Annotated in this window: 12 protein-coding genes; all 12 read left to right on the top strand. The window is 58.4% G+C overall.

Features of this window, described 5'->3' with window-relative positions; genetic code table 11:
• Positions 1–23: 23 nt before the first annotated feature.
• Positions 24–1,163 carry a DegT/DnrJ/EryC1/StrS family aminotransferase gene (locus HGO92_RS00635; RefSeq protein ID WP_169990993.1) on the top strand — a complete coding sequence of 380 codons (1,140 nt, stop codon included), beginning with the start codon at positions 24–26 and terminating at the stop codon, positions 1,161–1,163.
• Entirely contained in the window at positions 1,163–1,852 is a 690-nt protein-coding gene (locus HGO92_RS00630; RefSeq protein WP_169990992.1) for a NeuD/PglB/VioB family sugar acetyltransferase, read from the top strand. Before HGO92_RS00635 ends, HGO92_RS00630 begins: the two co-directional genes overlap by 1 nt.
• Positions 1,849–3,054, top strand: coding sequence for a glycosyltransferase (locus HGO92_RS00625; RefSeq protein ID WP_169990991.1), 1,206 nt, complete (start codon positions 1,849–1,851; stop codon positions 3,052–3,054). The genes HGO92_RS00630 and HGO92_RS00625 overlap by 4 nt, the downstream gene beginning before the upstream one ends.
• The gene (locus tag HGO92_RS00620) at positions 3,051–4,175 is read left to right on the top strand and encodes a DegT/DnrJ/EryC1/StrS family aminotransferase (RefSeq protein WP_346768797.1); all 1,125 of its coding nucleotides are present in this window, start codon (positions 3,051–3,053) and stop codon (positions 4,173–4,175) included. Before HGO92_RS00625 ends, HGO92_RS00620 begins: the two co-directional genes overlap by 4 nt.
• Positions 4,172–5,659 carry a lipopolysaccharide biosynthesis protein gene (locus HGO92_RS00615; RefSeq protein ID WP_169990990.1) on the top strand — a complete coding sequence of 496 codons (1,488 nt, stop codon included), beginning with the start codon at positions 4,172–4,174 and terminating at the stop codon, positions 5,657–5,659. The genes HGO92_RS00620 and HGO92_RS00615 overlap by 4 nt, the downstream gene beginning before the upstream one ends.
• Positions 5,656–6,924: a glycosyltransferase family 4 protein gene (locus HGO92_RS00610; RefSeq protein ID WP_169990989.1), complete on the top strand. Its 1,269-nt coding sequence runs from the start codon at positions 5,656–5,658 to the stop codon at positions 6,922–6,924. Before HGO92_RS00615 ends, HGO92_RS00610 begins: the two co-directional genes overlap by 4 nt.
• Positions 6,925–7,250: 326 nt before the next feature.
• Positions 7,251–8,057: a glycosyltransferase family protein gene (locus HGO92_RS24485; RefSeq protein ID WP_346768796.1), complete on the top strand. Its 807-nt coding sequence runs from the start codon at positions 7,251–7,253 to the stop codon at positions 8,055–8,057.
• Positions 8,054–9,379: a hypothetical protein gene (locus tag HGO92_RS00600; protein ID WP_169990987.1), complete on the top strand. Its 1,326-nt coding sequence runs from the start codon at positions 8,054–8,056 to the stop codon at positions 9,377–9,379. Before HGO92_RS24485 ends, HGO92_RS00600 begins: the two co-directional genes overlap by 4 nt.
• Positions 9,376–10,314, top strand: a complete 939-nt coding sequence (locus HGO92_RS00595) for a glycosyltransferase (protein ID WP_169990986.1) — start codon at positions 9,376–9,378, stop codon at positions 10,312–10,314. Before HGO92_RS00600 ends, HGO92_RS00595 begins: the two co-directional genes overlap by 4 nt.
• Positions 10,314–11,054: a YveK family protein gene (locus HGO92_RS00590; RefSeq protein WP_169990985.1), complete on the top strand. Its 741-nt coding sequence runs from the start codon at positions 10,314–10,316 to the stop codon at positions 11,052–11,054. The genes HGO92_RS00595 and HGO92_RS00590 overlap by 1 nt, the downstream gene beginning before the upstream one ends.
• A gap of 7 nt (positions 11,055–11,061) precedes the next feature.
• Entirely contained in the window at positions 11,062–12,390 is a 1,329-nt protein-coding gene (locus tag HGO92_RS00585) for an O-antigen ligase family protein (RefSeq protein WP_169990984.1), read from the top strand.
• 2 nt (positions 12,391–12,392) lie between these two features.
• Entirely contained in the window at positions 12,393–13,163 is a 771-nt protein-coding gene (locus HGO92_RS00580; protein WP_169990983.1) for a hypothetical protein, read from the top strand.
• The last annotated feature ends 57 nt before the right edge of the window (positions 13,164–13,220 follow it).

Here is a 13,220-nt window from a genome sequence, read left to right as displayed (position 1 = left end):
ACGTGCGAGGAGGGGACATAATCATGAACCGCATCAATGTCATGAAGCCTTGGCTCGGCCAAGAAGAAGCGGACGCACTGGCCTCAGTCGTGGAGTCCGGGTGGGTAGCACAGGGACCAAAAGTTGCTGCATTCGAGCGTGCCTTCGCTGCCAGCCAACACGTGGACCACGCGGTGGCCACGTCCAGTTGTACTACGGCATTGCACTTGGCTTTGGTCGTAGCCGGTATCAAGGCCGAAGATGATGTCGTCGTACCGTCCTTTTCTTTCATAGCGACGGCGAATGCACCCACCTATGTCGGTGCCCGCCCTGTGTTTGCCGATGTTGATCTCGAAACAGGCAACATGACCGCTGCGACACTATTGGCCGCGCTCACACCGCAGACCAGAGCGGTCATCGTCGTTGACCAGGGCGGCGTTCCGATCGACTTGGAATCTATACGGAATGTGTGTGACCGGCTGGGGGTCGCCGTCATCGAAGACGCAGCCTGCGCGGCAGGCTCAACCCACCGTGGAAGGCCGGCGGGAGCGGGCGCGGACGTTACGGCTTGGTCCTTCCACCCCCGCAAGCTGCTCACCACCGGTGAGGGCGGCATGCTGACCACTCTCAACAAGGACTGGGCGGACCGCGCCAGACGGCTCCGAGAGCACGCCATGAGCGCGTCTGCGGCAGACCGGCACAGCTCCATCCTGGCTCCCGCGGAGCAGTACGAAGAAATCGGCTTCAATTTCCGAATGACGGATTTGCAGGCCGCTGTCGGGCTTGTCCAGTTGGGCAAGCTGCCGGAGATGGTGGCGCGACGGCGTCAGATCGCGGCAGTTTATCAGCAGCGGCTTGCGAACGTGCCCGGCCTGCGAACAGTGAAGGATCCGGCCTGGGGAACCAGTAATTTCCAGTCCTTCTGGGTGGAGGTCCAGGAAGACTTCCCGCTCGGCCGTGAAGAATTGTTGGAAAAACTGGCCAGCGAAGACGTCTCTGCCCGCCGTGGAATCATGGCCGCTCACCGCCAGCCCGCCTACCTGCATCGTAATACGGGCACTGCTGGACTGGGCAATACGGAATGGCTGGCAGACCACACCCTGATTCTGCCGCTCTATCACGAGCTGACAGAGGAGGACCAGGAACGGGTCATCAGCTGCCTCCTCGCAGCCGGAGGCCAGTAATGGCAGCGGAACGGATTGTGCTGGTTGCCGCGAGCGGACTGGCCAGGGAAACGCTGGTGGCAATCCGGGCGGCGGGGGAGTACGACGTCGCTGGAATCCTCGACGATGATCAGTCGCTCCACGGGTCGGTCATCGATGGTGCACGAGTACTGGCCGGAATCGACGGCGCCGGATGGCTGGACAACGTCCGCCCGCTCGTCTGTGTTGGGTTAGGCAGGGGGCGCGAAAAAGTGGTTTCTCGGCTGGACCGGCAGGGCATACCCCAATCCCAGTACGCCACGATCGTCGACCCGAGTGTCCGTGTGCCGGATAACTGCTCCGTTGGGTACGGCAGCATCCTCCTGGCCGGCGTAGTGCTGACTACCTGCGTGAACCTTGGTCGGCATGTCGTGGCTATGCCGCAGACCACTTTCACGCACGACGATGTCGTGGATGACTATGCGACTTTCGCCGCCGGTGTTTCGCTCGGCGGTGGTGTCGAAATAGCACGCGGCGCGTATCTCGGCATGAACTCAAGCGTCCGACAAAAAGTACGGGTGGGCGAAGGCTCGACGCTCGGCATGGGGTCAGTTCTGCTCCAAGACCTTCCACCCGGTGAAATCTGGGCCGGAGTGCCGGCCCGGTCACTGCCCGGTCCTCATCGGTTATTTGACGAACTCACGCTCGCGCATTCAAAGGAGGCATCATGAAAGTTCTCGTTTGCCCGCACCAGATGGTCATGGGTGGGAGTCAGCTCAATGCCGTTGAAATGGCTGCCCGGGTGCGGAAACAAGGGCACGAGCCGCTGATCTATGCGCCGCAGGGCGTGCTCGTCAGCAGCGTCAGGGCCATGGGTCTTGAGTATGTCGAAGCTCCAGAGCCCGTTCCCGGACTTAGCAGGGAATGGATGCGCCGGCTTAGCAGGTTGGTGAAGGAGCGGGACATAGATCTTGTCCACGCTTACGAATGGGCTCCCTGTATTGAAGCGACGTTCAGCGCGGGGTTGCGCCAACGAGTCCCTGTCCTGATGTCCGTCATGGCTATGGACGTACCTGAATTCCTGCCGCGCCACCTCCCACTGATCGTCGGGACCCCCGCGCTAGCCGCACGATCCCGGTCGGAAGGGCGCCAGGCCTATCTGCTGGAACCGCCGGTGGATATGTCGCACAATCGGACCACGGACGTAGAAGCGGCTCGAAGGCAGTGGGAAATTGAACCTCGCGAGTTGGTGGTCTCGACAGTGACAATGCTGACCACGGAACTGGAGAAACTCCAGGGGGTACTGGCGCTGATTGCCATGGCGGACCGACTAGGAGACCGTTACCCCCTGCGACTGCTGGTTGCCGGCGACGGCGAAGGACTCGAGCAGGTGTCACTCCGTGCCAAGCGGGTCAACGAACGGCATGGGCGCACTGTCGTCGACGTCCTGGGATTTCTCGCTGATCCCGCCACTGTCTACGAAGCTGCGGATGTTGTGGTTGGAATGGGCACGTCAGCTATCAAAGGTCTGGCTTTCGAGAAGCCGCTGATTGTCCACGGTGAAGGCGGATTCTGGCAGGTAGCGGATCCAGAGTCGTCGCAGCAATTCCTGCAGGAAGGCTGGTTCGGAGCCAACGGCAATGGAGCCAAGGACCTCGAAGCTGCATTGGTGAAGCTCCTTGACCATCCCCAATTGCGGTCTGATCTCGGTAGTTACGGCAGACATCTGGTCAAACGGCGCTACAGCCTGAAAGTTGCCAGCCGCGAGTTGTCAGGCATTTACGACGAGGTTGCGTCCAGCCACCCGTCTTTCAGCCGAACAGTGTCCTCGCTAGTCCGCAGCGCTGTGGGAGTCACGCGCTTCAGGGCTTCCATGCTTACTGGAAATCCAGTGCGGCAACAGCAGTGGAGCCATTCGGGAGTAGCGCTGTGAGCGGCGTGAACATTCCGCTGGTGGATCTGGCTGCCCAGCAGGAAGAAGTGGATGAAGAGGTCCAGGCCGGACTGAAAGAAGTGTTCGCCATGACCTCGTTCATCGGCGGTCCGGCCGTGGGTGTTTTCGAAGCCGACTATGCAATGGCTCTGTCGGTTGCCCACTGCATTGGGGTCGGAAACGGCACTGACGCACTGGAGTTGGCAATGCGTGCGAGCGGGGTGGAGGCTGGGGGGGAAGTCATTCTGCCCGCAAATACTTTCATTGCCACCGCAGAAGCGGTTTCCCGCATAGGTGCAGTCCCGGTTCCGGTGGACGTGGACCCTGTCTACCTGCTGATGGATCCCGAGCGGGCAGCCGAGGCTGTCACATCGAAAACCCAGGCGATCGTCCCTGTGCACTTGTTCGGCCAGACAGCCTTCGTTGAACAACTCCAACCCATCGCTGATGACTGTGGGGCCGTCATTATTGAAGACGCGGCCCAAGCCCAAGGCGCCCGGCGAAACGGCCGCTTTGCCGGCTCCCTGGGCATTGCAGCCGGGACCAGCTTTTACCCGGGCAAGAACCTTGGGGCAGCCGGTGATGCCGGTGCGGTTCTCACTAACGACGACGACGTCGCGGCCCGGGTGCGTTTGCTCGGTGCACATGGAAGCGTGGTGAAGTACCAGCACGAGGCCGTTGGCATGAACTCGCGCCTGGACACAGTGCAGGCCGTAGTGCTGAATGCCAAGCTGGCCAGGCTGGAGGCATGGAATGAGCGGCGCTGGGACGCCGCTGCCAGATACGCCCGGCTGCTCTCGGAGGTTTCTGATGTCCTGCTGCCGTCATCGGCACCCGGGAATGAAGATGTCTGGCATCTCTATGTGGTGCGGTTGCCAGCCTCGGTAAGAGATGGCGTGATGTCGGCATTGAACCACGCAGGCATCGGCGCGGGAATTCATTACCCTGTGCCGGTTCATCTCACGAAGGCCTTTACCTCACTCGGCCACGGCGAAGGCTCCTTCCCCATAGCCGAGCAATCCGCGCGGGAAATTCTCTCGCTGCCGATCCATCCGCACATCACACCAGAGCAGCAGGAATACATTGCAGAGAAGCTGCAGGCGGCGTTTACGTGGTCATGAGCATTCGCCAGGGGCATGAAGGAACCACAGACCGATCTGCTGGACCCGGCATTGGTGCTTCCAGTGCCTTCGGCTGGAGTCTGCTGAACACCGTAGTATCCCGGTTCGGGACGCTGGGTATCGGGATAATTCTTGCCAGAGTACTGGGTCCGGAATCCTTCGGCACGTTCGCCGTTGCCTTAGTCGCGTTAATGGCCGTGCTCAGTTTTAATGAACTCGGCGTCAGCCTTGCCATTGTGCGGTGGCGGGGCGACCCTGAACGAATAGCGCCGACTGTCACCACCGTCTCTGTCTTCTGCAGCCTGGTATTTTCAGCAGCGGCCTTTCTGGTGGCACCTACTTTCGCCAGCGCAATGGGGGATCCGGAGGCTACCGATGTTGTCCGTCTCCTGATCGTCAACGTGCTGATCAACGGCATTGTCGCAACCCCGGCGGCACTGCTTCAGCGGAACTTCCAGGAAAGAACCCGCATGGGCATTGATCAGGTGAACGTGTGGGTGGGTGCAGTGCTGTCCGTCGTTCTGGCACTTGCAGGGATGGGTGCCATGGCCCTGGCCGTTGGCAGGGCGGCCGGAGGTCTAACCTCAGCGATCATGTTTCTGAAAGCATCACCGCTGCCGTACAGGTTCGGTTTGGAGCGGGCGCATCTGGGCCCCCTGCTCCGCTTCGGTTGGCCTTTGGCCGGGTCCAGCATTGTGGTGTTCGCCGTAGGTTATGCGGATCAGCTGGCCGCCGGGTCGATACTGGGAGCGACCGCACTGGGGCTATATGTCCTGGCTTTCAACCTCGCCAGCTGGCCTGTGAGCATTGTTTCCCAACCGCTGAGGAGGGTAGCGCCTGCAGTATTTTCAAAACTGCAGGATCAGCCGGACCAGATGCATGCATCGGTGATCTCGATCGTGGGTGTTCTTGCCGCCGCTGCCGTGCCCACGTTCCTGACTCTGGCCGGCGCAGCTGTCCCGCTAGTTGGCTTCGTGTACGGGGAAGTCTGGCTCCCCGCTGCCGCCGCACTATCGTGGCTTGTGGTATCAGCATTGTGCCGAATCTTCTATGAGCTCGTGTACGACTATCTGGTTGTCCTGGGCCGCACGGGAATCGTTTTTGCCATCCAAGCGGGCAGTCTCATTGTGTTGGTGCCCGCTTTGGTGGCCGGTGCGTTCTGGGGCGGCATCGCTGGGCTCGCTGCAGCGCAGGCTCTCGTTTCCGCTGCAGTCGTACTTCCGCTCTATCTGTGGCAACTCAGGCAGACAGGCATCCTGCTCAGAAGCATTGCCTCAGGTCTATGGCTACCCATCATGGCTGGTCTGATAACAGGCGGGGGCTCCTTCATACTGGCAACGAACTTGGAGTCGCCCTTGCTTGCCCTGCTTCTCGCCGGCTTCCTTGCGCTCGTGGTTTCTGCTGTGTTGCTCTATCGACGGCGTGAGCAAGTGAAGTTGCTGCGACAAATTGGTCTTGCGGAGAAAACGGTGGAACGCTCATGAAAATCCTGGTTTACCCCCACGATCTGGCAATCGGCGGCAGCCAGCTGAACGCTATCGAAATTACTGCCGCCATCAAAGACCTGGGACACGAGGTAGTAGTCTTCGGACAGCCCGGACCTCTGGTCAGCCGTATTTCCGAGCTTGGACTGGAATTCGTAGAAGCACCATCTCCGCGGCTCCGCCCAACTCCTGCCATCGTCCGCGCGCTGTTGGATGTTGTGGACAGCCGAGGCATCGACATTGTCCACGGCTACGAATGGCCGCCAACGTTGGAATGCTTGTTGGCCGCCAAGCGGAGACGCGGACTCGTTGCCGTTTCGACGATAATGTCAATGGCCGTGGCTCCGTTTATCCCCACGTATGTCCCGCTCTGTGTGGGAACAGAGGAAATCGCGGCCGCAGAACGGCAATTTGGCCGTTCCGTAGTCGCATTGCTGGAACCACCTGTCGACACTGCTTTGAACGGACCGAATGTCGAAGTTGGGCTTGAAGCATTCCGTCGAGAGTGGGGGCTGGATACTGATGCATACACTGTTGTCTCTGTTTCGAGGTTGGCGCATCAGCTGAAACTGGAAGGCCTGCTTGGGGCTATAGCAGCCGTGGAAGCCTTGTCCGCCGAAATTCCCACTCGGCTGGTAATTGTTGGAGATGGCCCGGCGCGAACCGAGGTGATGGACGCTGCCGCCGCCGTAAACAATCGAACAGGTCAGAGGACTGTAGTTCTGACAGGCGAGCTGACTGATCCGCGACCGGCGTATGCAGCCGCTGATGTAGCACTCGGGATGGGCGGCTCCGCGCTTCGCGCAATGGCTTTTGCCAAGCCATTGGTGGTCCAAGGCGAAAACGGCTTCTGGGTGTTGTTAGACCCGACGACTTTGCCCGAATTTTTATGGCATGGCTGGTATGGCGCTGGGCAGGGAGCGGAGCGTGGAGCTCCGGAACTCGTCCGGATCTTGAAAAGCATTCTCCCTGAGGAGCGGCTCCGTAGCGAGCTGGGAAACTTCGGAGCGAACACGGTCCGAAACCGCTTTTCGCTCCAACTTGCGGCGCAACGCCAGCTTCAGATCTATCGCGATGCCCTGTCCCATGGGACAAACGGGCCGAATATCCGAGATGACATTAGCGCTGCGCGTCGATACCTCGGTTATTCCGTGGGCAGACTATTGGGTCGTTTTTTCGATAGAGCGCCAGCAGACGATTTCAATTCGCGACCTCTTGCCGCAGGAAGGCAACCGGCTACCGAGGCCCGGAGCTTAGGGTCATGACGGGCACTCGCGAGGTCTTCGTCCACATAGCCGGCTGCCGGTGGGAGGACGTTAAAGGAACAGACCATCATCTGGCGACGGCTTTGGCTGCGCATCTGCCAGTACTGTGGGTCGATCCGCCTCGTCCCGTTGGCTTGACGGGGCGTACAGCGACGTCGACAATTAGGGGCCTTAAAGACCTAAGCGACGTCGCGCCAGGCATAACGCGGTTGAGAGTACTGTCCCCGCCAGGTTTCACCCGCCGAGGAATCCGCGCCGTTGCGAACAGGCTTCTGCACAATGCTTTGAGGCAGTCCATATTCGAGTTGAAGTGTCGACCCTTTTCCGTGCTTGTTTCCTCACCAATGGCGAATTTCCCGGACCTGGATATTCCGAAGGTGCTTTATGTCACTGACGACTGGTTGGCCGGTGCATACATGATGGGACTCTCCCGCGGTTCCGTATATGACAATCTGCTTAAGAATATGGCCTGCGCCGATCTTGTCATGGTGGTCTCTCCGTATCTGAAAAGTCGCTTGGAAGCTGTAGGTGCTGAAGGGACTGCCATCCATATCCTGCCCAACGGCTGCCGGACTTCAACCAATCATGTGGATGCCCAACCTCACCGACGGCAAATCGCCGCGATGGTCGGCCAATTGAATGAGCGCATAGATTTTGACGTTCTGGAGGCCTTACAGGCGAGCGGCACCCCAATAGAGGTTGTTGGACCACGAACGGAACGGGATCCCGAAACGAGTGACCGGCTCGACCGCTTTTTAGCGGCGAAAAACGTAACCTGGCTCGGGCAACTATCCCAGTCCGAAGTTGCCCTTTTTCTGGAGGAAGTCGGCGTCGGTCTCACGCCGTACAACGATTCCGACTTCAACCGGTCCAGCTTTCCGCTCAAGACTCTGGAGTACCTTGCCCACGGTGCTCCAGTCGTAGCTACAGACCTGCCCGCGGTGCGATGGCTGGATACCGATCTAGTGGAAATTGCCAGTGGCACGACAGAGTTTGTCCGCTCCGTTCAAAGTGCATTGTCGGCTCCAGATACAGCAGTCACGCACGACATGCGCCGCCAGTTTGCCCGGCAGCACAGCTGGGATGCGCGAGCCGCGCAAATGCTCGAACTAATCAGAAGGAGCAATTCATGAGTTCAGTGAACATGTTGCTGGTTGGCGCCAGAGTACGGAAAAAGTTCCCTTTACTAATCTTGGTGTTTGCTCTGCTTTCGGGCGGTGCGGCTTGCAGCCCTCCATCAGATGCACCTGAACCGGGTGTCGCGGCTAATGCTGTCGCCGAGCCTCCCTTGTCGTTGCCGCTTATTGGCTGGGAGGGCGGACCCGAGTATTGGAAGCAGTTCGCAAGAGCGAATGCAGCAGGCTGGTCGGATCCAGAATTCTTCCCGATCGTCGTCTGGCACAGTGGGATTAGTAACGATGAAGAAGTTCAATTCGATAAACAAATCGGAATCAACACTTATATCGGCATGGCTGATACCACTCCTTACAGCCTCATTGAGGACAACGGTATGTTTTGGATCGGCGGCAAACTGAACGAGACATTTACAGCTGAAAGCAGAAATTGGGTGGGCTATTTTCTGGACGACGAAGTGGATGGGCGCTTTCCTCCGGATGAGGGTAGGGAACATTTACGCAAACTGACGGACGCAGTCCCGGCTGGATATTTCAAGTACGCCAACTTCACTCAGATGGTTATAGGCAAGGACATGGCCCAACCCGATGCCAACAGCTACGTCAACGATTTCACAGATGCAGTTTCAGTGGATATGTACTGGTACACGATTCCGTATTGCGACAAAAGACCTTATAGGGACGTCTATCTCGTACCTGTGGCAGAGAAATACTGCCGGACTGCCTCCAGCTACGGGAAAACTACTGAAGCTCTGCGGCTTCGTGACGGTGCGGACAGGAAGCGGCAGCCTACTTGGCAATTTGTTGAGAACCTGAATGGCGGCCCCGCGGAGGGACCGTTTGAGGGATATGTCAGTCCAGATGAGCTTCGTGGCTCAGTGATGAGCTCAATCATCAACGAGGCTCGAGGGATACTGTATTTCAACCAAAGTCTTAGCGGGCCGTGCCAGAGTGGCAATGTTTTCCGGGAGGCGCAGGTGACCGAGAACTTCTGTGGCGCGGATCAAGTAGCGGCAGCACAGGAGGTGAACACAAAGATTCACGAGCTGGCGCCCGTCATAAATACGCAGTCGTACCAGTATTCCTTCGGCACCGGTCTTGACACGATGCTCAAAACGCACGGAGGCTACGCCTATATCTTTGCCATGGTGGATGGGGACGCGGATCCGGGAAGCCGGACCTTCCTATTACCCGGACAGATCAGTGCTTCGAGCGTGGAAGTGCTATTCGAGGACCGGAGTGTGAGCGTCGGCTCGGATAATAAGTTCTCTGACACATTCAACTCCGAGAACACTTACCATATCTACAAGGTCAAACTATGAGCGCGCAGTCGGCGGATCATATCCTGCTCACCCGGTTCAATCTCCCGTCGGTAGGGGCGGAAGGTTACATTCGTGCCAGAGAGGGCTGGCTACGCCATCGGGTGCAGCTTTTCGAGCATTACTGCCTGCCCTCGGTACGGGCACAGACATGCACATCATTTTCATGGATCATCTACTTCGATCCGGCCAGTCCCGACTGGTTGCACGACCGCATTGCAGCACTCAACGCTGATTCGACTTTCAAGGCCATATTCCGTTCCTCGGTATCTACGGAGGAACTCGTGACGGATCTTGCCAGAGTCAGTGGTCAACGCCATGCGCAAATGATCACCACCAACCTTGATAACGACGACGGCATTGCCTCGGATTTTGTCGAAAGGCTGCAAGCTGCGCCGTCGCCGCATACCAGGACTGCCCTTTACTTATCCCAGGGGCTCATCAAGAACGGGCCAAAGTTGTACTCGAGGGTGGATCGGAATAACGCCTTCTGCTCGGTCCGCGAATCATGGTCTGATCCCATGACTTGCTGGGTAGATTGGCACAACAGTCTCTATAAGGTCATGCCTCTCCAAGTACTGGACGGGCCGCCCGCATGGCTGCAAGTTATTCACGGAGTAAACGTCAGTAATCGAGTGCATGGTCGGTTGGTCGCGGCGCCAAAATTTGCCGCAAGTTTTCCAGGCCTGCTGGACGACGTGGAAACGCCCAGCGCGCTCGACTACGTGTGCGACAGGGGTATCTTCGGACCTTCACGTTTGGCTGCACAAATTGGCAAGGCTGCACTGAAACGGGCAACCATGCGTTTGGGAGGCAGAGAAGGTCTCGATCGTCTAAAAACGGCCTGGATAACGATAAAGACGGACAGGGAACAGGGGAAAAGAATGATTAGCTCGACGAACTCGGTCCACGGTGAAAACAACGAGGAGGCTATTTAATGTTCCTCAGAGATTTGGCCCTGAGCCTAGCGCGCCGCTGGTATTTTGTGGTCTTGGGGATCGCACTGACCGTGCTCTTGGGTGTGCTGGCCCATCGCACGGTCCCGCTCAGTTATCAGGCCACCGCGAGCGTAGTGCTCATTCCGCCGCCCACGACCATTGCATCCGGAGATAATCCTTACTTGTACCTCGGGGGGTTGGAGCAGGCGCTGGGAGTCTTGGCTGTGACGCTGAACTCGCCAGCGGTCGCCGATCCGCTTCTGGTTGAAAACGAAGGGACATCTTTCGAGACGGGACGGGACGTAGATACTGCAGGACCGATAATGCAGCTTTCTGCATCGGGTGACTCGGAGCAGTCAACCCTAGCTGTTCTCGATGCCGTTTTAGCAGCCGTTCCCGAAACATTGACTAATCTCCAAGATGATTTGTCTGTGCCGGAGAACTCACGAATTTCCGTCTTGACCCTGGCCGTTGATGAGGCCCCGACAACAGCAAATAGGGAACAACTCCAGGCGGTGCTGTTAGCCGTCGCTTGCGGCGGGGCAGGAACGTTGTTGCTGGTGAGGCTTCTGGACGCATTCCTCCTCAAACGCGCGAAGCGGCAAGAAGACCGCTCGGGAATTGAGCATTCCTCCTCTAATACGAACGCCACAGTCCTTACAGAGGCTGGTGCGGGGATAGGAGCTAGTACGAAGCGACTCTCGAAGTCTTCTGCTTCGGATATTCCGGACGGTCGATGAACCAGCCATGCCTGAGACGAATCGAACTAAATGGCTAACGCGCAAGACATTACTGATCACACTACTTACGCCGCCCGACGCAGTTAGCGTACTCACCATCTATCTCGTGTTGTTATTCGTGATTCCGTCGGATCGAGGCATTGGAGCATTGGGCGGTGCGGGGTCAGTGGCTGGCGTATTCGCCCTTGCCACTTTGCTCTGGTGGTGCTGGCACCATATCCAAAGCCCGGGATCGCCACGGTTCGGAAGCCCAAGCCCTGTGCGAACAGCGATGTTCGTCTTCCTCGGTGCCGTGCTCGCCAGCTTTGCGGTCGCATCAATCAGTGCACTACCTGCTCCAGACGCCAACGCCGCGGATCTGGGACTCTTGCGTGCCGGTTCCTTCGCTGGAGTGTTACTGGTGGCCAATGACGGGATCCCTGACAAGGAGCGCTTTCTGACCTTGATGCGGCGTTTGGCCCTCCTCGGAGGATTGTATGCCGCACTTGGGGCCTTGCAGTTTTACACGGGCCAAAGCTTCACAGACGCGATTCAGATTCCGGGTTTGACTACCGGACAATTCGAAGGAGTTGACGCTCGCGGTGGATTTGTCCGGCCTGAAGCCACGGCGAGGCAGCCACTGGAGTACGCTGCCGTGCTGACGATGCTTTTGCCTATCGCCTTGACGCTGGCCATTCACGATCACAAATCGGCTCGTTTAGTCAGGTGGTTTCCGGTCGCAGCTATGACGCTAGCCATCTTTCTTTCGGTCTCTCGGTCTGCCTTTATCGGTGCGGTGGCGGTCTTAGCGGTGCTCTTGCCTACGTGGGCGCCCAAAGTCCGGCGTGCCGCGGCGTGGGCGCTGGCGTTTGCGTTCGTCGCAGTCTATGTTCTCGTGCCAGGTATGGTAGGTACTGTTCTTGGATTGTTCACTGTTAGGGATGCGAGTGTCGACTCCCGTACTGACGGTTACGACATCGCGGGTGAATTCGTGGCAATGAACCCGTTGCTGGGACGCGGCTTCGGCACGTTCTTGCCTTCTTATCGAATTCTGGACAATCAATATGTGGGCATGCTTATCGAGCTTGGGGCGATCGGTGTGGTGACCTTCGCCGCCGTGTTGGCCGTTGGCGCGGGCGTCGCATTCGCCGGACGGCGTCTACACCACGACCACATCATGACCCAGATGGGGCCGGCCTTGGGGGCTTCGGTACTTGTGAGTGCACTGCTGGCAGCTTTTTTTGATGCTCTTTCGTTCGCTCAAGCGGCCGGCCTGATGTTCCTGATGTCAGGTTTGAGCGGAGCATACTGGCATCTCGGGGCACCTACCAGAAGAATCGCCCGGGAAGGAGCATGAATGTGAAGAGGAACCTTTCGATGATCAGCGCGGTTTTCGGCCAGGGGAATGCTTTACTCCGCCGTTGGTATGTCGTGGCCGCCGTATTGCTCTTCATGATGCCGGTGATCGTCCAGGCGCAACAGGCAGTAGGCGTTTATTGGACGAAGGTAGACCTTATGTTCTTGCCGCCCCCGGGGGCATCGGCGCTGAATCCCCTTCGGGCCGATGACGGCGTCACCATCCCATATGCGGCTTTAGTGGAACGCAGTTTCAACAGCCTTGACCATCCACCTGCCATACACACCTCTGGTGCACCTTTATATGGAACCGGTATCCGTAGCGGTTATGCGGTGTATCTCCCTAACACGGGCACTCAGTGGGAGAGCAGCTTCAGCCGGCCGGCGATCACTCTTGAAGTCGTCCAGGAATCACCGGAGGAAGTTCTTACGGTGTTGGCGGGCTTGCAGCAAAATCTCGATCGTCTGGCTGTCACTCCACAGGAACGGATGGGCGTCACTCCCAAGGCGCGCATCACCACCCAGTTAGCACCGGAGAGTCCTCGCGTCATGTACATAGACGCCAGAAATACCCGCGCAGTCGTGGCACTGCTGGTTCTAACCCTCTCTTTAGCGGTGGCTACGGCAACCATGGTTGACCGCCTCGTATTGAAGAGGCAACGCGAGCAGCGGGGCCGTGGAGGGATGGGAGGTGGAAAGCCGGGACTCGCAGGCTCTCCACTCTGGTGGACGTTTGCCAACCTGGCCCTATTCTTCAAATCGCGACGGGGCTAGGTGTATTCCACTAAGAGGTTGGGCATGCGGCTGGCTGAAGGCTGACCTTGAGTGAGG

The sequence above is a fragment of the Crystallibacter degradans genome (assembly GCF_012952295.1).
Classification (GTDB): domain Bacteria; phylum Actinomycetota; class Actinomycetes; order Actinomycetales; family Micrococcaceae; genus Crystallibacter; species Crystallibacter degradans.
Note: the sequence above shows the minus strand (reverse complement) of the source record. Positions and strands in the feature narration are given on the sequence as shown.

What these genes read in the sequence shown, in the direction of transcription:
- HGO92_RS00635 (WP_169990993.1), top strand. Translation starts at nt 24, where the DNA reads ATGAACCGCATCAATGTCATGAAGCCTTGGCTCGGCCAAGAAGAAGCG.
- HGO92_RS00630 (WP_169990992.1), top strand. Translation starts at nt 1,163, where the DNA reads ATGGCAGCGGAACGGATTGTGCTGGTTGCCGCGAGCGGACTGGCCAGG.
- HGO92_RS00625 (WP_169990991.1), top strand. Translation starts at nt 1,849, where the DNA reads ATGAAAGTTCTCGTTTGCCCGCACCAGATGGTCATGGGTGGGAGTCAG.
- HGO92_RS00615 (WP_169990990.1), top strand. Translation starts at nt 4,172, where the DNA reads ATGAGCATTCGCCAGGGGCATGAAGGAACCACAGACCGATCTGCTGGA.
- HGO92_RS00610 (WP_169990989.1), top strand. Translation starts at nt 5,656, where the DNA reads ATGAAAATCCTGGTTTACCCCCACGATCTGGCAATCGGCGGCAGCCAG.
- HGO92_RS00600 (WP_169990987.1), top strand. Translation starts at nt 8,054, where the DNA reads ATGAGTTCAGTGAACATGTTGCTGGTTGGCGCCAGAGTACGGAAAAAG.
- HGO92_RS00595 (WP_169990986.1), top strand. Translation starts at nt 9,376, where the DNA reads ATGAGCGCGCAGTCGGCGGATCATATCCTGCTCACCCGGTTCAATCTC.
- HGO92_RS00590 (WP_169990985.1), top strand. Translation starts at nt 10,314, where the DNA reads ATGTTCCTCAGAGATTTGGCCCTGAGCCTAGCGCGCCGCTGGTATTTT.
- HGO92_RS00585 (WP_169990984.1), top strand. Translation starts at nt 11,062, where the DNA reads ATGCCTGAGACGAATCGAACTAAATGGCTAACGCGCAAGACATTACTG.